Source organism: Ureibacillus manganicus DSM 26584 (assembly GCF_000772945.1).
In the GTDB taxonomy this organism is placed as follows: Bacteria; Bacillota; Bacilli; order Bacillales_A; family Planococcaceae; genus Ureibacillus; species Ureibacillus manganicus.
Window position 1 is genome coordinate 91,121 of record NZ_JPVN01000011.1, and the last position, 22,215, is coordinate 113,335.

Sequence of the window (22,215 nt, forward strand, 5' to 3'; positions counted from 1 at the left end):
AACGTGTACCAGAACAGTACACATTTTTGAGCCATATTAGTTTATATACATCCTGATAATTTCTATAATTCCTGTTCAGTGTAGGCTTGAATAATTCTAGCTACTAAAGGATGGCGAACAACATCTCCAGCTTCAAGCACTTGGAAATTAATATCTTTTACATACTTTAATGAGCGCTCTGCTACGATCAAACCAGATTCTGTATTCTTTGGTAAATCAATTTGAGACTTATCTCCAGTAATGACCATTTTAGATCCAAAGCCTAAACGTGTAAGAAACATTTTCATTTGTGCATGCGTTGTATTTTGTGCCTCATCTAGAATAACAAATGCATCATCTAAAGTTCTACCGCGCATATATGCAAGTGGCGCAATTTCAATAGTGCCTCGTTCAATTAATCGCCCGGTTTGTTCTGCACCATAAATATCATTTAACGCGTCATATAATGGACGTAAATATGGGTCCACTTTCTCTTTTAAGTCTCCAGGTAAAAATCCTAAAGATTCGCCTGCTTCCACTGCCGGGCGTGTTAATATAATCCGTTTAACATGACCATTTTTTAGCGCCTGGGTTGCCATTACAACAGCTAAATACGTTTTACCTGTACCTGCTGGACCAATACCAAATACAAGATCATGGTGACGAATTGCACGAATGTACTCTCGTTGACCGATTGTTTTCGCCCGAATAGGTGTACCTTTATTATTGCGGGCGATTTCTTCATTATATAATTCTGCAAAATATTCAATGGTCCCTTTGTTCACCATTTCAATTGCCGTCGCTACATCGCGAGCATCAATATTGATTCCTTTTCGAATAACTTTAAGAAGTTGAGATAGAAGTGCGGTCGCATGTTTCTTCCCTTGGGCATCGCCTGTTATTTGAATAACTTCTCCACGAGTTATTATTTGTACATGAAATGTTTCTTCAATTAGTTTAATATTTGCGTCTTTCATTCCAAGTAGCATCACTGCTTCATTTGGATTTTCAACTTGTAGCTCTGATAATTGTTCTGACATTAAATCATTCTCCTTGGGAAATTGGGTATGGTTTAGCTATATTTTCATTTACCAAAAATAGGACTTTCCCTTTCACTTTATCACCATCGAAAGAAACCTGCAAAATGTTTTCTTTTTTGATAATGGTTTTTGGTGGTAAAGACTTTAAGATTTTTTCGTGCAAGAGTGGCAAAATAAATGATTCGATTTGTTTTTCTGTAATTTCTTGGGTGGAAGTAATGTACTCTTGCGTCTCTTTGATTTCGAGTAAACCTGAAAGCCACTGTGGTAAATTGACTTCTCGAAACGATTGTTGACTCTCCTTCTCGTCATTTGTTTTAAAATGAATGGTCCATTTCCTTTCTGTTGAAGAAATGAATTGAACTTTTTTTGGTATAGTAAATTCCGTTTCCAACCAGTAATCTGCGTAAACCTCACCTACAGCACCAATAGGAACAGATTTATCCCCAACAGTAATGACACCCGATACGAGCGTCTCACCTTCATAAACAGTCGTATTCGGCATTACTCGCCTTTCACCACTTGTTAATACGAAATGTGTGATGACCCCGCTCTTTGCAGCGACTAGATGACTTACCTGTTCTGGTTTTTGCTCTCTAATATCTGTAATTGGTGCTAATTGAGGTTCGATTGTAATTTTACTTCCCTTTTTAAAAATATGAACCCATGAAAGATCACGCAATTCTTCCATAATAGTTTGTCTAATTTCAAAATCCGATTCTATGGCATTTTTATATACCGGATTATCGAGCGTTAACTTTTCTGCCATCACTTTTTCAACTGCCACTCTTAATTCAGGAGTATCTGCGACTACTTCCACTTCCCATATAAATTGTGAAAAGACAATTGGAATGATGATTAAAAAGAGCAGTCCTATTAAAGTTTTAAATTCTTTTTGAAAAATCTTTGATGTATGCAAATAACGAATTTTAACCTTTAAACGATATTTTTTACGTACTTCTCGAAGAATTTTTATATCGCTTCTTGCAATTTCAAAAGTTACGTTTTGATCTGTTACAACTACATTTTTAATCTTGACTTTCCTTTGATGTAAAGCTTGTATAAATTGATGAACCTTTTCATGCTTTGTTATTTTTATTTCAACAGGGCGATGGTCAATAATCATAATGAATCACCCTGCTTCTTCATTTCAATGGACTCTAAATCTTCAACATGTAATATTAATTCTTCCACCTTTAACACATCAATATGTACTTTTTTCGCTTTTACTTGTATGTAAAATTGTTCATACAAAAAAAGACAATGCCCGCTTGATGCTTCTAAAAACTTATATTGGCCAATTATTCTTAATTCATTACAATTGAATAGTTCCAATAAAGGTTCGGTTTGAAACAATTTTTTCAATTAAAAACGCCCCCCTTTCGCAAAAGTATATGCTTTTGGAAAGAGGGACATGATGTATTTTACTTATTAATTTGTTAATAATTCGTCATCTTTGTTTTGCTTTCGGAGGACCAATTATTTCAGAAGCAACAATCGCCTGAATGAGTGCTTGTTTTGTTTTTGGAACATAAGAACCAATTTCTGTTTGTTTAATAACATCATTAAATACGGGTTTATTGTTCCTATTGGATGAACGGTTTTCATCTAGAGAAGGTCTATTTCCAACATTTCTTTTAACTACAGGTGTTTCTATATTTTTGGAAATAGGTAAATCTACTTTAGGTTGAACTGGCACATCCTTATATTTCTGCTTAGTAAAAACATCTCTTGACTGGTTACTTTTTCTGTTTAATTGATCAAAGACTTCGTTAGCAAAATCTTCTAATGATTTAACAGTTGTTTGTGATTTCTGAGGTTCCACTTTGTGCTCTGGAAATTCATCATAAGTAGTTGTACTAGTCTTATTGTTAAATGGTGGCATAGGCTTTTGTTTTTCTTTACTTTTTGACATTAGGGAGCCTATAATTCCCATAATTATAAATAGTATTATAGTTTCCACGGTCACCAACACTCCCTTCTATAGGGCTGTATATCATTTTACTTTTGAGTTGTATCTGGTTTGTCGTTTGAAACTTTTGCAATAGAGTCACGCATAGATGTATCTGCCTGAATGTTTTTGTAGTTCATATAATCCATAATACCGAAATTACCTGCACGTAATGCTTCAGAAATAGCCATCGGTACTTCAGCTTCCGCTTCTACTACCTTCGCCTTCATCTCTTGAACGCGGGCGATCATTTCTTGTTCTTCTGCTACAGCCATTGCACGACGTTCTTCTGCTTTTGCTTGAGCGATATTTTTATCTGCTTGTGCTTGTTCAATTTGTAATTCTGCACCAATGTTTTTACCAACATCCACATCTGCAATATCAATGGATAAGATTTCAAATGCTGTTCCAGAATCTAATCCCTTTGCAAGTACTGTACGAGAAATCATATCAGGGTTTTCTAACACATCTGTATGTCTTGCAGAGCTACCGATTGTTGAAACGATACCTTCACCAACACGGGCAATGATTGTTTCTTCACCAGCACCACCGACTAAACGTTCGATGTTTGCTCTTACTGTAATACGCGCTTTTGCTTTTACTTCAATCCCGTTAATCGCCATACCAGCGATAAATGGTGTTTCAATTACTTTAGGGTTAACAGACATTTGAACCGCTTCTAAAACGTCACGACCAGCTAAGTCGATCGCAGCACATCGTTCAAATGGTAATTCAATGTTTGCACGGTGAGCAGCAATTAATGCGTTTACTACTCTGTCGACATTACCACCTGCTAGGTAGTGAGATTCTAATTGATTGATTGTCACAGCTAAACCAGCTTTGTGTGCTTTAATAAGAGGATTTACAATACGTGATGGAATTACACGACGTAATCTCATACCAATTAACGTAAAGATACTTACTTTTACTCCGGCTGCAAGTGCGCTAATCCACAGTGCAACTGGTACTAATGTAAAGAATACAGATAATACAATAACGACAAGTACTAAAGTAATGATAAGTCCAATCGTACCTGCATCAAATAAAATCATGTTTAAACTCATCCTTCTTCATCTCCTTTAATAATTTCTCTCACGACAATTCGTGATCCTTCTACTTGAATAATTTCTACTTTCTTATTTGAATTGATGTAACTACCTTGCGATACAACATCAAGTCGTTCTTTATCGACTTGAACTGTACCAGCAGGGCGTAATGGAGTTAATGTAACACCGATTTTGCCAAGAAGATCGACACGATTTTCATTTGATACGTATCCTTCATCCGTTGTAGTTGCATCTCTTAAAACAAGCTTGTTAAAGAAGTGTAGATTTTTCCCAAGGAATTTCATCATAATCACCATTCCTAATACCGCAATAATCACTGCGATTAACATTGAATAGGCCATATAAACAACACTTTCGCCTGCAAATAATAAACTAATAATAACGAGCGCTCCACCTATAACGCCAACAATTCCACCTGGGATGAATAATTCACCGATAATAAGCAAAAATCCAATAATGAACATTATTATCGATGGGTATTCTGCATGCCCCTCTACCATATGGCCATAGAAAAATAGAACGAATGCAATGATCCCAATAGTCCCAGGAAGACCAAATCCTGGTGAAAATAATTCAATGACTAAACCTAAACACGCAATACTTAGCAGAATTGTTACAACAATTGGATTCGTTAGAAAACTTGCAAAATGATCGATAAATGTTGAATCACTATCAACATTTGCGAATGCATGTATACTTGGAATCACAAATAAAAACGCTACAATAAATAAAAGAACCCTATTTAAACGCTTCATAGTTCTATCCAATCCTCCTTTCCCAATTGCTTATAGTATGTTTACGGTTTCATACATAAAAAGTTTCAAATGGTTATAAAATATTTCTTATTAATTTTACACTATTTTATATGCATAAACCCATTTTACATAAAAATAAACAACTAAAGAAAAATACCCTAGCATTTACAAATTGTAAACACTAGGGTATGTCATTTCTCAATTTAGAAAATCTAAAATTGCGTGTTTTGAACGTAGGGACTTAACAGGAAAAATTAGAACTTACGTTTACGTGCAGCTTCTGATTTCTTTTTACGTTTTACGCTTGGTTTTTCATAAAATTCGCGTTTTCTTACCTCTTGAATAGTACCACTTTTAGAAACAGTACGTTTGAAGCGGCGAAGAGCATCTTCAAGCGATTCGTTTTTTCTAACGACAGTTTTTGACATCTCTCTTTCCCTCCCTCCGAACACACGTTAACACACTCAGTAAATATAATTTACACATTTGTGTACTAAAGAATTATATCGCAATGTATAAGCCCAGTCAATAGAAAGAACTAAATACATTTAACAAAATATAATTTTTTATTATGCATTAATAATTATTAATAATTTTATTAATAATTTGAATTAGAAGATAATCCATTCATAATTGCTACGCCAGAACTTGCACCGATTCTAGTAGCACCTGATTCAATCATTTTCTTCATATCCTCAAGATTTCGAACACCACCTGATGCTTTTACACCTACAGATGGGCCAACTGTTTTTCGCATTAATGCAACATCTTCTGCAGTTGCACCACCAGTAGAAAATCCAGTAGAAGTTTTAACAAAGTCAGCTCCTGCTTCAACTGATAATTCACATGCCTTAACTTTTTCTTCATCAGTTAATAAACAAGTTTCAATAATCACTTTTACTAACGTACCATTAGCGGCTGCAACAACTTGTTTAATATCTTCTCTCACTACATCATATTGTCGATCTTTTAAAGCACCAATGTTAATGACCATGTCAATTTCAGTTGCGCCTTTTTGTATAGCATCTTTCGTTTCAAACGCTTTAACTTCTGAAGTAGTAGCACCTAATGGAAACCCGATTACTGTACACACTTCTACTTCTGAACCGCCAAGTTTTTCTGCACAAAGTTTAACCCATGTTGGATTGACACAAACTGAGGCAAATTTATATTGTAGTGCTTCTTCACACAGTTTTTCGATTTGAGTTTGAGTTGAATCCGCTTTTAATAATGTATGGTCTATGAATGAAGCATAATTTTGAGTCATTATAGTCGCCTTCTTTCTATGTTGTAAGTTCAGCTATAAGTATACATGATAATGATTCATGACAAAAGTAAGAGTATCTGGTAGGATTTACTTTCTTTCATTGTCTAGTACATTCTTTCAACAAAATAAAATTTTGGAATCCATTTGATATGGATATACTAGGTAAATAAATCAATTTACTCAGGGGGCAGTTTTAGTGGAACAGTTAATAAATTATTTTGAAAGCAAAGTTACAAAAAGAATGAAATATTCTTTTCTTATAGCTTTCTTAACTGGACTATTAATTCACTTATATATCATTACAAATGGCTTTGTAAATCACGATACGATGTATAATTATTACTCAAATCAGAATATGAGTTCATCAGGGCGATTTACACTGACCTATTTAGCAGGAATTAGTAGTTATTTTGATTTACATCTACTAAATGGTCTTCTCTCGATTTTGTATTTAGCATTAACAGTCTCCCTTATGGTGGAATTACTTAATATTAAATCAAAATTAGCCATACTTTTAACTGCTATCCTATATATTTCATTCCCGACTATTGCAGGAATATTCATGTATATGTTTACAGCTGATGGCTACAATCTAGGTACATTGTTAGCCGTAATGTCAATATATTGCGTGATGAAAGTCCATAAATCATATGTCGCTGTCATAATCGCAAGTTTATTGCTCTATGTATCCATTGCATCTTATCAGGCAAATTTAGCAATCGTATTAACCCTTGTGTTAATAATCTTTGTAAAAGACAACTTCGAACAAAATGTAAGTCTTTCCTTTTATGTAAAAAACATAATATCGATTATTTTAGGACTTGGGCTATATGTATTCCATTTTAAGTTATATGATCGGTATTCTGAAAATGGTTTAACAAGCTATAAAGGGATTAATGAATCTGGAAATATTAACTTAGATCACATCATTCAATCACTTGAAATGGCAAGGGATGAGATGACTTCTTTTCTTTTCAATTCAGGAGAATATATCAATACATTCGAGAAATTCAATATAGTCTATTTTGTCCTTCTTTTCATCATGTTATTATTGTCAATCTTTGTTTGTAAGCTACATTGGAAAAATATTATTGGCTTAATCATTTCGACAGTACTTGCACCTTATATTACACATATTTTGTTTTTCATATCTCCAGGTGTGGAATACCACATTTTAATGAGACAGAATCTTGTACTTCTTTTTATTGTAGGTGTTGTAATTATTGACCTACTCTATAAACATAAATCTGTTCATACAATTGGTTTTACTATACTTTTTACATTTAGCGTTTCTTTAGTTGCTTTTAACAATGTAATTATTACAAATATTTACTATGAAAAATTCGAAGATGTAAATAAACAAACCTCATCTCTGCTTACACAAGTTGCTTATGATATCCGACATTTAGATGGCTACAATGAAAATCTAAATATTATTATCTTTGGAACACCCTCCATCCATTTATCAGTCGGTAATCGATATGAGAAGGTTCCTCCTAATGTTGGTACTACAACTCGAGTGATTTATGATACGAATACCTTTGTTTACTATTTGAACAATGAAATAGGATTAAAAAATGGTATTAAGTTTGAAATGCAAAATTTTATAGACAAACATATTGAAGAAATAAATACATTAACTATTTGGCCAGATCAATCATCTATGAAAATTATCGAAGATACAGTTGTAATCAAATTCGAATGAGGAAGATTAAATGAGTAAAATGAGTATTGTTTTACCTGCCTATAATGAAGAAGGAAATATCCTTTTAGTTTATGAAACGCTTAAAAATTTACTTGATAGTCATCATATACAATTCGAGTTAGTTTTTATTAACGATGGTTCAAAAGATAATACATGGAATGAAATAAAAAAAATTAAGGATTCACGATGTATAGGGATTAATTTTTCAAGAAACTTTGGTAAAGAAGCTGCGATTCATGCGGGTTTGCAAAACGCAACCGGAGACTGTGTTGTTGTCATGGATTCAGACCTACAACACTCACCTTCTACGTTAATAGAAATGCACGAACTTTGGTTAAGTGGATATGATATTGTAGAAGGAATCAAAAATTCAAGAGGAAATGAGTCAATAGTACACAAATTATTAGTTAAAACATTCTATAAAGTGATTTCCAAATTCACCCACTTCAATTTGGCGAATTCGTCGGATTACAAATTATTAGATCGACAAGTAGTGAATGAACTAAATCAATTAAAAGAAAAGAATCGATTTTTTCGCGCACTATCATTTTGGGTAGGATATAAGCAGACTACTGTAAACTATGATGTACAAGAACGAATTTCTGGGCATAGCAAATGGTCATTTAGAGCCTTATTTCAATATGCAATTAATAACATAACTTCGTTTTCAACTGCGCCTTTACAAATTATCACTTTATTTGGTTGTATCTATTTGTTATTTGCATTTTTTCTAGGAAGTTATGTTTTGATAAAATACTTAGCTGGTAATTCTTTAGAAGGATTTACTACTGTCATTTTACTAACATTAATCATTGGTAGCACTTTAATGATTTCATTAGGGATTATTGGCATTTATATTGGAAAAATTTACGATGAAATAAAAGGTCGACCAAATTATATTATTCAAGAGCGGACAAATAATCATGAAATGGACAATTGATCCTTCTTTTTATCGTTTTATTATAGTTGGCGTAATCAATACACTTGTTGGAACTTCAATTATGTTTTTGGCATACAACTTGTTCCACCTATCTTATTGGGTATCATCCTTTTTAAATTATTTTATCGGTAGCATTGTCAGTTATTTTTTAAATAAATATTTTACTTTTAGACAAAAAGACAAAAGTTTGAAAGAAATTATTTTATTTGTCGTAAATATAGCAGTCTGTTATGTAGCCGCATATTACCTTGCAGCAAAAATCATCTCTGTTCTTCTGGTTGACTACTCAATGAACATTAAAGATAATATCTCATTAATTGTCGGTATGATCTTATTTGTATTGCTAAATTATTTTGGCCAGAGATTCTTTGTTTTTACTAGAAAAGAATAAAAAAATTCACCTCAATGACATAGATCATTATGTCAATTGAGGTGATTTTATTTCGTTATTTTACATTTTCAACAGTATCTAAAACTCGCACAAACTGTCCTTCATTGTATGGATAACCAGCTTTAGTAATTTTCACTTTAGTTAGTTTACCAATCATATCGTCAGTTCCTTCAAATACTACGCGTAAATAATTATCAGTGTAACCAGAAAGTAAATTATCTTTACCTGTTTCTTTAAAGTGTTCTTCTGGAATCACTTCTAATACCTCACCGTCAAAGCGAGAAGCATACTCTTTTGCTAGTTGATCATTTAGAGTAATTAGACGATGTACACGTTCATTTTTAACTTCTTCATCGATTTGATCTTCCATACGTGCTGCAGGTGTACCTGTTCGTTTTGAGAATGGGAAAACATGTAACTCAGCAAATTTATGTTTTGCAATAAAGTTATAAGTTTCCATAAATTCTTCTTCAGTTTCTCCAGGGAAACCAACAATCACATCCGACGTAATAGCTAAATCAGGTAATGCATCATTTAGTTTCTCAAGTCTCGATGCAAAGAATTCCATCGTATATTTACGTCTCATACGTTTTAAAACCGTATCAGAGCCAGATTGAATCGGGATATGTAAATGACGTACAACAATATTCGAATTTTTCAGTACTTCAATTACTTCATCTGTTAACTGTGAGGCTTCGATTGAAGAAATGCGTAGTCGTTTTAAACCTTTTACATTCGCTTCTAAATCTCGAAGTAGTTGAGCTAAGTTATAATCTTTAAAGTCTTGTCCGTAACCACCTGTGTGAATTCCAGTTAAGACGATTTCTAAGTAACCAGCATCAACTAGTTGTTGTGCTTGTTTAATAACTTCTTGTGGATCACGTGAGCGCATTAAACCACGTGCCCATGGAATAATACAAAATGTACAGAAGTTGTTACAGCCTTCTTGAATTTTTAATGATGCACGTGTACGATCTGTAAAATATGGAACATCTAATTCTTCGTAAACACGATTTTTCATTATATTTCGAACAGCATTGATTGGTTGTCTTTCTTGTTGGTACTGTTCGATGTAGCCAAGCATTTTTTGGCGATCCTGTGTCCCTACGACAATGTCAACACCAGGTATTGCCATAATTTCGGCAGGTGAAGTTTGTGCATAACATCCTGTTACACAAATAACCGCGTCTGGATTTTGACGAACTGCTCGACGAATAACTTGACGGGATTTCTTATCACCTGTATTTGTTACTGTACATGTATTTACGACATAAACGTCTGCTTGATGTTCAAATTCTGTACGTTCATATCCTTGTTCTTTAAACAGTTGCCAAATAGCTTCTGTTTCATAATGATTTACTTTACAACCTAATGTATGAAAAGCCACTGTTGTCAAGGCTCGTACACCTCTTTCATTCAAATTCATATGAGATGGCAGAAAGCGCATAAAGTGGTGCTGTTTCTGCTCGTAAAATTCTTGGTCCAAGTGACATCGTTTCTGCTCCAGCGGTACTCAAGCTTTCAGCTTCTGTTCGAGAGATCCCACCTTCAGGGCCAAAGATTAATAAAATAGACTTCGATTTATTATCATACACCTTTTTTAGTTTCTCCGCAAATCTTGTGCGACTTTCCTTCTTCGCATCTTCCTCATCAGCAATAAAAACTACATCATAATTTTTCACCATCGATAGTAGCTGTTTGAATGAGACTGGATGGAGGATTTCTGGTACTAACGTGCGATGAGATTGTTCTGCTGCTTCTTGAGCAATTTTTTGCAATCTTTCGGTTTTCTTTTCACCTTTTTTTTCGTCCCATTTCACAATTGACCTTTCTGCTTTAAAAGGAATTAATCGATGCATCCCAAGTTCGGTCGCTTTTTGTGCGATAAATTCTAACTTATCTCCTTTAGGAAGTCCACATGCTATGTCCACTTGAACGGGCATTTCAGGAGATGGTATAATCTCTCCGGTTTGTCTAACTGTTATTACGTCAGTAATGGAAACAATTTCACATATGTATGCAACTTCTTTTACAACAACAATTATTTTTTCGCCTAGTTCCATTCTCATTACTTTTGAAATATGTCTTGCGCTTTCCCCTGTAATGGACAATTCATTATCAGTATTAAATGTCTCTTGTACAAAATATCTTTGCATTTCGTACCTCCATATAATTTATCTAACACAAATAGTTTTTAACATTTCTACAAAAAATTAGACTGTTAGTAATTATTAAATTACCATACAGCCTAATTTTAAAATTATTCTATGGACGTGTTGCGATAATAGCTACCCAATCTTCCATCATGAGAACTTCATCGATGACAAAGCCAGATTTTTCTAGCGCTTGTTTTACCTCATCTTTTTTGAATCCAATAATTCCAGATGTAATATATTTACCACCTGGTTTAACAATAGAATACGCATCGTCTGTAAATGAAACAATGATTTCAGCTAATAAGTTCCCAACAACAATATCAGCAGATTCTTTAACAGAATCTAATAAATTTCCATGGAACACTTCAACCACATTGTTAACTTTATTTAAAACAACATTTTCTCTTGCTGATTCTACCGCTACTTCATCAAGATCTAGTGCATGAACTTTTCGGGCACCTAGTAATGCTGCTCCTATAGATAGAACACCAGACCCAGTACCGACATCAACAACAGTATCTCCACTTTTCACAACTTTTTCAAGTGCTTGAAGACACATTACAGTTGTTGGGTGAGTACCTGTTCCAAATGCCATTCCAGGATCTAGTTCAATGATCAACTCGTCTGTACTAACTGGTGAATAATTTTCCCAAGTAGGAACAATTGTAAAGCGTTCGGAAATTTTTACAGGATGATAATACTGCTTCCATGCTGTTGCCCAATCTTCTTCATCAACTAAAGCTGTTTTAAGTACTTGATCGCCAATATTGATTTCAAAGTTTATAAGATTTGCTAATGCAAGCTTGATTTCCTCAACAGTTTCAGCAATAAAACTCGAAGCAGGTAAATATGCTTTTACTATAACTCCGTTAGTAGGGTAATCATCCGGATTAAGAGCATATATCTCTCCAAACTGATCAACCCGTTCCTTTTCTATTTCTGTTGAATCTTCAATGACAACCCCACTAGCGCCTGCTTCATGAAAAACGTTAGAAACAGCTTCTACCGCTTCGTTTGTTGTTAACAATGAAATTTCAGTCCATTTCACTTGCATCCAGCTCCTCTTATTTTTTTGCTAATCAAATAATTTTTATAACAATTGATGTTTTAAGATTAAGGTTCTTTCTTAATCACCTTTTAACGTTTTCTTAATGCGATCAAATAAAGAACTTCCTTGTTCTTCTGGTATATCTCCGCTTATTTCAGCGAAATCACGTAAAAGTTGTTTTTGCTTTTCAGTTAATTTTGTTGGAGTTACGACTTTGACAATTACATACTGATGTCCTTGACCATAACCATGAACATTTTTAACACCTTTATCTTTAATGCGGAATTTTTCACCTGATTGTGTACCTGCAGGGATTTTAAGCTTCACTTTACCATGAACAGTCGGAATTTCGATTTCATCCCCTAGTGATGCTTGAGGGAATGTAAGTTTCAATTCATAGTATATGTCATCTCCATCTCGTTCAAAATACTCATGCTCTCTAACATTGAACAAAATGTATAAATCTCCGGCTGGTCCCCCATTTTTACCTGGTTCACCTTGCCCAGATACACGTAATTGTTGACCATCATCAACGCCTGCTGGAATTGTTACTTTTATCTTTTTACGCTTATGAACTGCACCAGCACCGTGACAAGTAGAACATTTTTCAACAATAATTTTTCCAGTACCACGACAAGTACCACATGTTTTACGATTTACCATACGACCAAATGGAGTCTCAACGGTTTGATTAATTTGACCTGATCCATTACAGCTGCTACACGTTTTTGGTGATGTTCCTGGTTTTGCACCTGAACCATTACACGTACCACATGATTCTTCTGTTGGAATTTCAATTTCAGTTTGTTTACCAAATACAGCATCTTCGAATGAAATATTCATGCGATATTGAAGGTCATCACCTTTTCGTGGGGCATTTGGGTCTGAACGGCGACTACTTCCTCCACCGAAGAAAGAACTAAAAATATCTTCGAAACCACCAAATCCAGAGAAGCCACCGCCTCCGAATCCTCCACCTGGTGCTTCATGGCCAAATTGGTCATATTGAGCACGTTTATTATCATCACTTAATACTTCATATGCTTCTGCAATTTCTTTAAATTTCACGTCAGCATCAGGTTCTTTATTAATATCTGGATGATATTGTTTAGATAGTTTTCGATATGCTTTTTTTATTTCATCTTGAGATGCACTTTTACTCACACCAAGTACTTCATAATAATCGCGTTTACTCATCGTTCACACTCCGCTCTATATACATAACGTTTATTGTAGCATAATTTAATAAAAAACTTATAAATAAAATTTCCAGTTAACTTTTAGGTTAGAATAATAATTTAATTCCAAGTAAAACGCTACACTTATCACCTTGCAATGAAAAAGTCAAAGTCCGTGATCGGCTTTGACTTTTTCGGCAAGAATAAATTCTAGAATATTAAAGATGTCTAGCTCTAGGCGTTAACCTTCTTTTGCAATTTTTATTGTCTAGCTGCAAGCGTCTTTTCGCTTTTCTTATTTATTGTCGTCTTTTACTTCTTCAAAATCTGCATCGACAACACCGTCATCTTTTTTGTCATTGCTTCCAGCACCCGCATCTCCTTGAGAAGCTTGTGCAGCAGCAGCAGCTTGTTCGTATACTTTCATAACTAAAGGTTGTAATACACCTTCAAGTTTTTCTTTAGAAGATTTAATACCTTCAAGTTCACCAGCTTCTAATGCTTTTTTCAGTTCTTCTTTTGCATCTTCAACTGATTTTTTCTCATCTTCAGTAATTTGCTCTCCAAGGTCAGTAATTGTTTTATCAACTTGGAATACTAATTGGTCAGCTTCATTACGTAATTCAGCTTCTTCTTTACGTTTTGCATCTGCTTCAGCGTTTGCTTCTGCTTCTTTTACCATTCTTTCGATTTCTTCGTCAGTTAAACCAGAATCCGATTGGATGACAATTGTTTGTTCTTTTTGTGTGCCTAAGTCTTTTGCTTTAACTGATACAATACCGTTTTTGTCGATATCAAATGTCACTTCAATTTGTGGAATACCACGTGGTGCTGGTGGAATATCCGCAAGTTGGAAACGACCTAATGTTTTGTTATCTGCAGCCATTGGACGTTCACCTTGAAGTACATGAATATCTACTGCCGGTTGGTTATCAGCTGCTGTAGAGAAGACTTGAGATTTAGATGTTGGAATCGTTGTGTTACGATCGATTAATTTCGTCATAACCCCACCCATTGTTTCAATACCAAGCGAAAGTGGTGTTACGTCAAGTAATACGATATCTTTCACATCACCTGTTAATACTCCACCTTGAACAGCAGCACCCATTGCTACTACTTCGTCAGGGTTAACTCCTCTATGTGGCTCATGTCCTGTTTCTTTTTTCACTGCATCTTGCACAGCTGGAATACGAGTAGATCCACCTACTAAAATAACTTTATCTAATTGTGAAGCAGAAACTCCAGCATCTTGTAATGCTTGACGAACTGGAACCATTGTTCTTTCAACTAAATCACGTGTAATTTCATCAAATTTTGCACGAGTTAAGTTTAACTCTAAGTGTAATGGACCATCAGCACCTGCAGTGATGAACGGTAATGAAATTTGAGTTGAAGTTACACCTGACAAGTCTTTTTTCGCTTTTTCTGCTGCATCTTTTAAACGTTGCATTGCCATTTTATCTTTTGATAAATCAATACCATTTTCTTTTTTAAATTCTTCTACTAAATAATCGATAACTTTTTGGTCAAAATCATCTCCACCAAGTTTGTTATCCCCTGCTGTAGCAAGAACTTCAAATACACCGTCACCTAATTCAAGAATAGATACGTCAAATGTACCTCCACCCAAGTCGAATACTAGGATTTTTTGATCTACGTCTTGTTTATCTAAACCATACGCTAAAGCTGCTGCAGTTGGTTCATTAATGATTCGTTCAACTTCAAGACCAGCAATTTTACCAGCGTCTTTTGTCGCTTGACGTTGAGCATCACTGAAATAAGCAGGTACAGTAATAACTGCTTTTGTAACAGTTTCTCCAAGGTAATCTTCAGCATAACCTTTTAAATATTGTAAAATCATTGCTGAAACTTCTTGAGGAGTATATTCTTTATCTTCAATTTTAACTTTTTCGCTTGTTCCAATTTTAGATTTAATTGAAAGAATAGTATTTGGGTTAGTAATAGATTGGCGTTTAGCTACCTCACCAACTTGACGTTCTCCATTTTTAAATGAAACTGCTGATGGAGTTGTGCGGTTCCCTTCTGGGTTTGGAATAACTTTTGGTTCTCCGCCTTCTAATACCGCTACACAAGAGTTTGTTGTTCCTAAGTCAATACCAATAATTTTGCTCATATTAAATTTTGCCTCCTATAATTAAAAAACTATTAAAGTTCAATTATTTACAAATTATAAAATGATTACTCATTTACAGAGACCATTGACGGTCGAATAACACGATCTTTTAACTTATATCCTTTTTGAAGCTCTCTAAGCACGATGCCTGATTCTTTTTCTGAATCCGCTTCTTGCATAACTGCTTGGTGAACCGTTGGATCAAATTGTACACCTTCAGCTGGAATTAACTCCAAACCTTCTTTGTTCAATGCATCCACTAATGATTTATATACCATCTCTATTCCTTTATTTAGAGCGATTGCATCCTCTGAAGTTACTTCAACTTGAAGGGCACGTTCAAAATTATCTACTACAGGTAATAGATCTGTTAACAAGCTCTGAGCTCGATATTTTTCTTGTGCCTCACGATCAAGTTGAGTACGACGACGTAAATTGTCAAAATCCGCTCTTAAACGTAGGAAACGATTTTCTTCTTCAGCTAATTTAGTTTCTAATTCTGAGATTTGCTGTTTTAATTGTTCCTCGATTGTTAATTCCACTTCTTCCCCAGATTCATTTAAAGTTGTATCTGGATTTTCTTCCGTATTCTGAGTTACTTGTTCTGTAACATCTTCAGTCAGTTGCTCTTTGTTTTCAGTTGTTTCAGACACAAAAAAACCTCCTTATAATCCATCCATCAATTTCTTAGTTAGTGTGTGTGAAAGCCCACTCCGCATTAAGTCAAGCAACGAGATAACCCGTTGATAATCCATGCGAGTTGGTCCGATTATTGCAATTGAACCCGTTTGTGCTTCTCCAATTGAGTAAGTTGCAGTAATCACACTACAATCTTCCATCGCTAAATTATTATTTTCTGACCCAATTCGAATATGAATATCATTATCCCCTGGATGGAATAGGGAAATGATTTGACTTTTCTTATCCATTAAATCCATAAACATTCGAATTTTATTAAAATCATGAAACTCTGGTTGGTTCAACATGTTCATTTTACCAGCGAAGTAAACTTCACTTTCCTTCTCAACGTTGGCCATTTTTTTTAATGACTGAAATAAAGAATCTGCAGTATGAATATGTTGTCTTAATACTTCAAGAGTTTCAAGCTCTAATCTAGACTGTAGTTCTAAAATTGGAACTCCGACTAATCGGTCATTAAGTATTTTAACAGTTTTTTCAATATCTAAGGCATCAAAGCCCTTAGGTAATGTAATCATGCGATTTTCAACATGCCCGTTATCCGTCACAATAATTGCTACTGCTGATTGTTCAGATAATGGTACAAGTTGAAACCTTTTCACTCGATGGTTGCCAACATTGGGACCAAGAAGAATCGTTGTGTAGGTTGTTAAATCTGAAAGAATGTTAGCAGATTGTCTTATAATTTGCTCCATCTCAACAATTTGATTTTGAAAGAGTGATTGGATCAAACCGATATCTTGCACTGACATTGTCTTTGGTTTTAACAAATGATCTACATAAAACCGATATCCCTTCTCCGAAGGCACTCTACCTGAAGAAGTATGTGTTTTTTCTATATACCCTAATTCTTCAAGATCTGCCATCTCGTTTCTAATCGTTGCAGGGCTAAAATGGATCCCTTCTTTTTTAGAAATTTGACGTGAGCCAACCGGCTGTGCTGAACTAACAAAATCGTCAACGATTACTTGTAATATTTGTAATTGTCTGTTTGTTAACAATTTCATCACCTCTGTTAGCACTCGCAATGACAGAGTGCTAATACTATTAATAAGTTATCAAAACTAAAGAATCATGTCAACGAAATCGAACTATTCTCCTAATAAAAATTGCTGAAAAATTTCATTCCCAACAAATTTTCCTCTTCTCGATAGTCGAACACCAACATCATCTAATAATAATAAGCCGTTTTGAACAAGCGGATGTATGACAAATTCGTATTTTTCCATCATTGATACACCTAATTTTGTTTGAAATGATTCGAAAGATACCCCTTCTTCTTTACGTAAACCTAAGAACATTTGCTCCTCACATTGTTCTTCAAAGGTAACTTCATGCTCTGATTGTAGTGGCCTCTTTCCATTTTGGATAGAGTCTAAATATTTTCTTATTGGACCTATATTTGAATAACGTTTACCTTCGATATATCCATGTGCTCCAGCACCTATTCCTACGTATTCATCATTATCCCAATAAATCTTATTATGCGTTGAAATATTGTCACCCTTTGCAAAGTTACTAATTTCATATTGATGGAGGTTATTTCGTTCCATTTCATTCATTAAATAATCATACATTTCTGCCTCTAAGTCTTCAGTTGGTAAGTTCAATTTTCCTTTAGCATATTGAATGTAAAAGATTGTTTTAGGTTCAACGATTAAAGAATATGAGGAGTAATGTGGGAGTTCTAATGATAAAGCTTTTTGTATTGTATCTTCCCATTGCTTCATAGTTTGTCCAGGTAATCCATACATTAAGTCAATATTTATATTAAAAATCCCAACAGATCGTGCGTTTTCAATTGTTTCATAAACTTGTTCATTTGAATGGGTACGACCAAGTCTTTGCAATAAACCAGCATCAAAGGATTGAACGCCTAGACTAAGTCTGTTAATTCCACCATTTTTTAATGCGTGTAATTTATCAACAGTTAATTCATCTGGATTTGCTTCTGATGCAAACTCGATTAAGTGCTTTGTTTGAACTGTATTATTGATAATCTCTAGTAGTCGATCAAGCTGATTAGCAGATAAGGAGGTTGGAGTTCCACCACCTAAGTAAACAGTCTCTATATCTTTAAATACTTCAGGCTTACTCTGTTGGATTAGTGCAATTTCTTTTCCGATTGCTTCAATATATTCATCTACAGGTTGATTCTTAAAAAATACCTTATTAAAATCACAATAATTACATATTTGATGGCAAAAAGGGATATGTATGTAAATGCCACGGGCCATTTATGATCACTTCTTTCTAATTCTAAAAAATCTTTTATCACTTTATTGTACAGCTTCATACTAAAAATTCAATTTTACACACATCTACAATTAAAAAAACGTTCGAATTGCTATAATAACAATTCGAACGTTTTAATAACACTAATTTCATTTAATTTTATTTATACATAATAATAGATCAGTTGCTGTCATCAATGGTAATTCATCTGCGAAAGATACAGCTTCTTCTTGAGTTCGGAACATAAATGCATCAATTTCTTTATTTACTTCATAATTCTCATCCACTTTTCCCACTAAATAAAGACGAATAATAAATTTGTATGTAGTATTATTAAAATCACTAGCAACTAAAATACCCATCTTATCGTTTTCAGAACTTCTTAAAATATGTAGTACTTCTAACTCATCAAGTTCAAATAGCCTCGGTAAAGATAAATTCATCAAATTCCCCATTTTAGACACAACTCCTCTATGATGTATGTATAAATTATAATTATTCCTACCACATTAGTAAGTTTTATTCATAAGTAAATATTACTACAGAAAAAATTAAATTCAATAGAAAATTCTGTTAATTGAAAGCGTTTTAAAAGGATTAATCATTTTTTAATGAAAAAAACAGGAAAACACACTGTTTTCCTGTCATAATTTTTATTTACTTTTTATCATCCATTTTTAAAACAGCCATGAACGCTTCTTGAGGTACTTCAACTGAACCAACTTGTTTCATACGTTTTTTACCTTCTTTTTGTTTTTCAAGAAGTTTACGTTTACGTGAAATATCTCCACCATAACATTTAGCAAGTACGTTTTTACCCATTGATTTAATAGTTGAACGAGCCACGATTTTTTGGCCAATAGCTGCTTGAACTGGAACTTCAAATTGCTGACGAGGAATGAGTTCCTTTAATTTTTCAACAATGACCTTTCCACGCTCATAGGCGAAGTCACGATGTACAATAAAGCTCAATGCGTCAACAGTTTCACCATTCAATAGAATATCCATTTTCACTAATTTTGACGGTCTATAACCAATTAGTTCATAGTCAAACGATGCATAGCCCTTTGTGCTTGATTTTAATTGATCAAAGAAATCATAAACAATTTCAGCTAATGGGACATCGTATTTGATGGATACACGTGTTGTATCAATATAATCCATACCTATGAATGATCCTCGTTTTTGTTGACAAAGCTCCATCACTGCTCCAACGTAATCATTTGGTACCATCATAGTAGCCTTAACATAAGGCTCCTCTACACGATCAATCTTTTGAGGATCTGGCATCATTGAAGGGTTATCAACTTTAATGGACGTTCCATCTGTTAAAAATACTTCATAAATAACAGAAGGAGCTGTCGCAATTAGGTCAATGTTAAACTCACGTTCAATACGTTCTTGAATAATTTCCATATGAAGTAATCCTAAGAAACCACAACGGAATCCAAATCCTAAGGCTTGAGAAGATTCTGCTTCAAATTGGAGAGCAGAGTCATTTAACTCTAACTTTTCTAATGCTTCACGTAAATCGTTATATTTTGCAGTATCAATCGGATAGAGACCGCAATATACCATCGGATTTAAACGACGATATCCTGGCAATGGTTCTTTAGCAGCTTTACTACCTGCATACGTTACAGTATCCCCTACACGAGTATCGGCGACATTTTTAATTGAAGCTGTTAAATATCCTACATCACCGACCGTAAGCTCTTTTTGTGGAACTGCTTTTGGCGTATGAATTCCCACTTCAATTACTTCAAATTCAGCACCTGTTGCCATCATGCGGATTTTGTCGCCAGGTTTTACAGTACCGTTTATTACACGGATTGATATAATAACTCCTCTATAAGCATCGTATACCGAATCGAAAATTAACGCTTGTAGTGGTGCATCTGGATCTCCAGTTGGTGCAGGAACTTTTTCAACGATTTGTTCTAGTATTTCCTCAATTCCAATCCCTGCTTTTGCTGATGCTAGAACAGCTTCAGATGCATCGAGTCCTATTACATCTTCAATTTCTTGTTTTACACGTTCAGGATCTGCTGCAGGTAAGTCGATTTTGTTAATAACCGGTAATATTTCTAAATCATTATCAAGAGCTAAGTAGACGTTAGCTAAAGTTTGGGCTTCAATCCCTTGTGCTGCATCAACAACTAAAATTGCACCTTCGCAAGCAGCAAGCGAACGAGATACCTCATATGTAAAATCGACATGTCCAGGTGTATCGATTAAATGAAATGTGTATTGCTCGCCATTTTTTGCATTATATTTTAATTGTACTGCATTTAATTTAATCGTAATTCCACGTTCACGTTCTAAATCCATCGCATCTAAAAGCTGCGATTTCATTTCACGCTGTGTTACTGATTTTGTTTGTTCTAAAAGACGGTCAGCAAGTGTTGACTTCCCGTGGTCAATATGGGCAATTATTGAGAAATTTCTAATGTGTTCTTGACGTTTTAAACGTTCTTCACGATTCATTTATGTCCACTCCAATCAAATACGCCTCCGTAAATAATGACCTACTACAGTAAGTGTGTCATTAAAGCGGAGGCTTTAACCTTAAAAGCATTCGTTTACTTAAAATTTTTATACAAGTAAGAAGACTTCATCTTCTAATAGGTTAAACACTAATTTGAATTATAGCAGTCAGACATAAACTTTAGCAATGTTCTCGTGAAGAAAACTGTTTAAAATATCTATTATATACACATTGAACTATTTTAGCCTGCTCACTTTTTAATCTATACAACCAAGAATGAGGCTATAAAGACTTTTTACAATTCATTTGTAATAAACGTTTTAGAAATTGCCTGGGCAAGAATTGAGATAGTTCGATATACTTCATCTTCAGTATTGTCAATCCCTCCCAATTCAACTACTAAAAGCTCCTTAGACAAATCCTGATTATAGACCCCATTTACTCCCTCACCTTTTTTTATTAATGCTCCGCGAGAGATTCCTGGGATTATTTTATTCAATGCTTCGCTTAAAGCGTTAGCATATGCTAAATTCGATTGATAATTTGGATTTTCTGCACCAATGACAAAGGCGATTTTGGCATATTTCACATTGTTATGTGATACGGTCGTGGCTTCAGCACCTACAGCGTCACGATGAATATCGAGAATTAAATCATATTTGTTCTGTTCAAGTTCTTTTACAACATATTTACGTGAAGTATCATATGCTTTGTGGAATGGTATACCATTTTGATTCATAATACCTTGTACATCAACATCTAAGATGCTAGTTGTTAAACCGTTTAATTGGAAGTAGTTTTTAATCATATCTTGCATTGAAAATAAATTCGAACTACTATCATAGACAGCAACAGTCCCTGTCTCGCTTTCTACAAAAGGTTTATACGTTTCATGTGAATGTGTAAAATAAATCAATACATCGAAGGGACTAAGTGGTTGAGAAACATCTGTAGCTGTATGTGTCGTAGTTATTGTCGGAGTCATAGATGTATCTGTACTTGCAGCATAGACAATTTGTGGTTCTTGCACTTTTGGATATTCAATTTTTGCGTTATTAGGTAACGGTAAAAGTCCTGCAATTATAGGTAAAACAAAAAAGAAAACTAAAAAAGCAACTAATATTTGTAATTGTTTTATCATGACATCCTCTCCTTCCACTACAATATGGAGAGGAGAGGAAT

The 22,215-nt window shown here is 34.3% G+C and carries 22 protein-coding genes; 3 read left to right on the forward strand and 19 right to left on the reverse strand.

Going from position 1 to position 22,215, the window contains the following annotated elements; all coding sequences use genetic code 11:
- Positions 1-62: 62 nt before the first annotated feature.
- The 8 genes from CD29_RS10455 to deoC form a co-directional block, all read right to left on the reverse strand.
- Positions 63-1,019: a PhoH family protein gene (locus CD29_RS10455; protein WP_036186278.1), complete on the reverse strand. Its 957-nt coding sequence runs from the start codon at positions 1,017-1,019 to the stop codon at positions 63-65.
- A 4-nt stretch (positions 1,020-1,023) separates the two neighbouring features.
- Positions 1,024-2,145 (reverse strand): sporulation protein YqfD, encoded by a 1,122-nt coding sequence (locus tag CD29_RS10460; protein WP_036186280.1) that lies wholly within the window; start codon positions 2,143-2,145, stop codon positions 1,024-1,026.
- Positions 2,142-2,384, reverse strand: coding sequence for a hypothetical protein (locus CD29_RS10465; RefSeq protein WP_036186282.1), 243 nt, complete (start codon positions 2,382-2,384; stop codon positions 2,142-2,144). The genes CD29_RS10460 and CD29_RS10465 overlap by 4 nt, the downstream gene beginning before the upstream one ends.
- 85 nt (positions 2,385-2,469) lie before the next feature.
- On the reverse strand, positions 2,470-2,934 hold the full coding sequence (locus CD29_RS10470) for a hypothetical protein (RefSeq protein WP_140422905.1): 465 nt from the start codon (positions 2,932-2,934) through the stop codon (positions 2,470-2,472).
- Positions 2,935-3,020: 86 nt separating this feature from the next.
- Positions 3,021-4,034 (reverse strand): flotillin-like protein FloA, encoded by a 1,014-nt coding sequence (gene floA / locus CD29_RS10475; RefSeq protein ID WP_036186285.1) that lies wholly within the window; start codon positions 4,032-4,034, stop codon positions 3,021-3,023.
- Positions 4,031-4,792, reverse strand: a complete 762-nt coding sequence (locus CD29_RS10480; RefSeq protein WP_036186287.1) for an NfeD family protein — start codon at positions 4,790-4,792, stop codon at positions 4,031-4,033. Before CD29_RS10480 ends, floA begins: the two co-directional genes overlap by 4 nt.
- 254 nt (positions 4,793-5,046) lie before the next feature.
- The gene (rpsU, locus tag CD29_RS10485; protein ID WP_016426884.1) at positions 5,047-5,220 is read right to left on the reverse strand and encodes a 30S ribosomal protein S21; all 174 of its coding nucleotides are present in this window, start codon (positions 5,218-5,220) and stop codon (positions 5,047-5,049) included.
- 170 nt (positions 5,221-5,390) lie between these two features.
- Complete coding sequence (gene deoC, locus CD29_RS10490) at positions 5,391-6,059, reverse strand: deoxyribose-phosphate aldolase (protein ID WP_036186289.1); 669 nt, start codon at positions 6,057-6,059, stop codon at positions 5,391-5,393.
- A 196-nt stretch (positions 6,060-6,255) separates the two neighbouring features.
- Between deoC and CD29_RS10495 the strand changes: the two genes are divergently transcribed.
- From CD29_RS10495 to CD29_RS10505, 3 genes are read left to right on the forward strand one after another with little or no spacing between them, the layout of a single operon-like run.
- Positions 6,256-7,764 carry a glucosyltransferase domain-containing protein gene (locus CD29_RS10495; RefSeq protein ID WP_036186290.1) on the forward strand — a complete coding sequence of 503 codons (1,509 nt, stop codon included), beginning with the start codon at positions 6,256-6,258 and terminating at the stop codon, positions 7,762-7,764.
- Positions 7,765-7,774: 10 nt separating this feature from the next.
- A complete protein-coding gene (locus CD29_RS10500; RefSeq protein WP_036186291.1) occupies positions 7,775-8,704 on the forward strand; it encodes a glycosyltransferase family 2 protein in 930 nt (309 codons plus the stop codon).
- A complete protein-coding gene (locus tag CD29_RS10505; protein WP_036186292.1) occupies positions 8,688-9,095 on the forward strand; it encodes a GtrA family protein in 408 nt (135 codons plus the stop codon). Before CD29_RS10500 ends, CD29_RS10505 begins: the two co-directional genes overlap by 17 nt.
- Before the next feature lie 55 nt (positions 9,096-9,150).
- On the opposite strand, the gene mtaB is transcribed toward CD29_RS10505, so the two are convergent.
- The 11 genes from mtaB to spoIIP all read right to left on the reverse strand — a co-directional run bounded on the left by mtaB (position 9,151) and on the right by spoIIP (position 22,174).
- Entirely contained in the window at positions 9,151-10,491 is a 1,341-nt protein-coding gene (gene mtaB / locus CD29_RS10510) for a tRNA (N(6)-L-threonylcarbamoyladenosine(37)-C(2))-methylthiotransferase MtaB (RefSeq protein ID WP_036186293.1), read from the reverse strand.
- Between the two features lie 16 nt (positions 10,492-10,507).
- Positions 10,508-11,251: a 16S rRNA (uracil(1498)-N(3))-methyltransferase gene (locus tag CD29_RS10515; protein ID WP_036186294.1), complete on the reverse strand. Its 744-nt coding sequence runs from the start codon at positions 11,249-11,251 to the stop codon at positions 10,508-10,510.
- Positions 11,252-11,360: 109 nt separating this feature from the next.
- Positions 11,361-12,299: a 50S ribosomal protein L11 methyltransferase gene (gene prmA / locus CD29_RS10520; protein WP_036186408.1), complete on the reverse strand. Its 939-nt coding sequence runs from the start codon at positions 12,297-12,299 to the stop codon at positions 11,361-11,363.
- 78 nt (positions 12,300-12,377) lie between these two features.
- On the reverse strand, positions 12,378-13,496 hold the full coding sequence (gene dnaJ / locus CD29_RS10525; protein WP_036186295.1) for a molecular chaperone DnaJ: 1,119 nt from the start codon (positions 13,494-13,496) through the stop codon (positions 12,378-12,380).
- 276 nt (positions 13,497-13,772) lie between these two features.
- Positions 13,773-15,611, reverse strand: a complete 1,839-nt coding sequence (gene dnaK, locus CD29_RS10530; protein WP_036186296.1) for a molecular chaperone DnaK — start codon at positions 15,609-15,611, stop codon at positions 13,773-13,775.
- Between the two features lie 65 nt (positions 15,612-15,676).
- On the reverse strand, positions 15,677-16,264 hold the full coding sequence (gene grpE / locus CD29_RS10535; protein WP_036186298.1) for a nucleotide exchange factor GrpE: 588 nt from the start codon (positions 16,262-16,264) through the stop codon (positions 15,677-15,679).
- Positions 16,265-16,276: 12 nt separating this feature from the next.
- Positions 16,277-17,311 carry a heat-inducible transcriptional repressor HrcA gene (gene hrcA / locus CD29_RS10540; protein WP_036186299.1) on the reverse strand — a complete coding sequence of 345 codons (1,035 nt, stop codon included), beginning with the start codon at positions 17,309-17,311 and terminating at the stop codon, positions 16,277-16,279.
- A gap of 90 nt (positions 17,312-17,401) precedes the next feature.
- The gene (gene hemW / locus CD29_RS10545) at positions 17,402-18,547 is read right to left on the reverse strand and encodes a radical SAM family heme chaperone HemW (protein ID WP_036186301.1); all 1,146 of its coding nucleotides are present in this window, start codon (positions 18,545-18,547) and stop codon (positions 17,402-17,404) included.
- Positions 18,548-18,694: 147 nt separating this feature from the next.
- Positions 18,695-19,000: a hypothetical protein gene (locus tag CD29_RS10550; protein WP_036186303.1), complete on the reverse strand. Its 306-nt coding sequence runs from the start codon at positions 18,998-19,000 to the stop codon at positions 18,695-18,697.
- A gap of 202 nt (positions 19,001-19,202) precedes the next feature.
- The gene (lepA, locus tag CD29_RS10555) at positions 19,203-21,032 is read right to left on the reverse strand and encodes a translation elongation factor 4 (RefSeq protein ID WP_036186305.1); all 1,830 of its coding nucleotides are present in this window, start codon (positions 21,030-21,032) and stop codon (positions 19,203-19,205) included.
- 296 nt (positions 21,033-21,328) lie between these two features.
- Positions 21,329-22,174 (reverse strand): stage II sporulation protein P, encoded by an 846-nt coding sequence (spoIIP, locus tag CD29_RS10560; protein ID WP_036186307.1) that lies wholly within the window; start codon positions 22,172-22,174, stop codon positions 21,329-21,331.
- Positions 22,175-22,215: the final 41 nt, after the last annotated feature.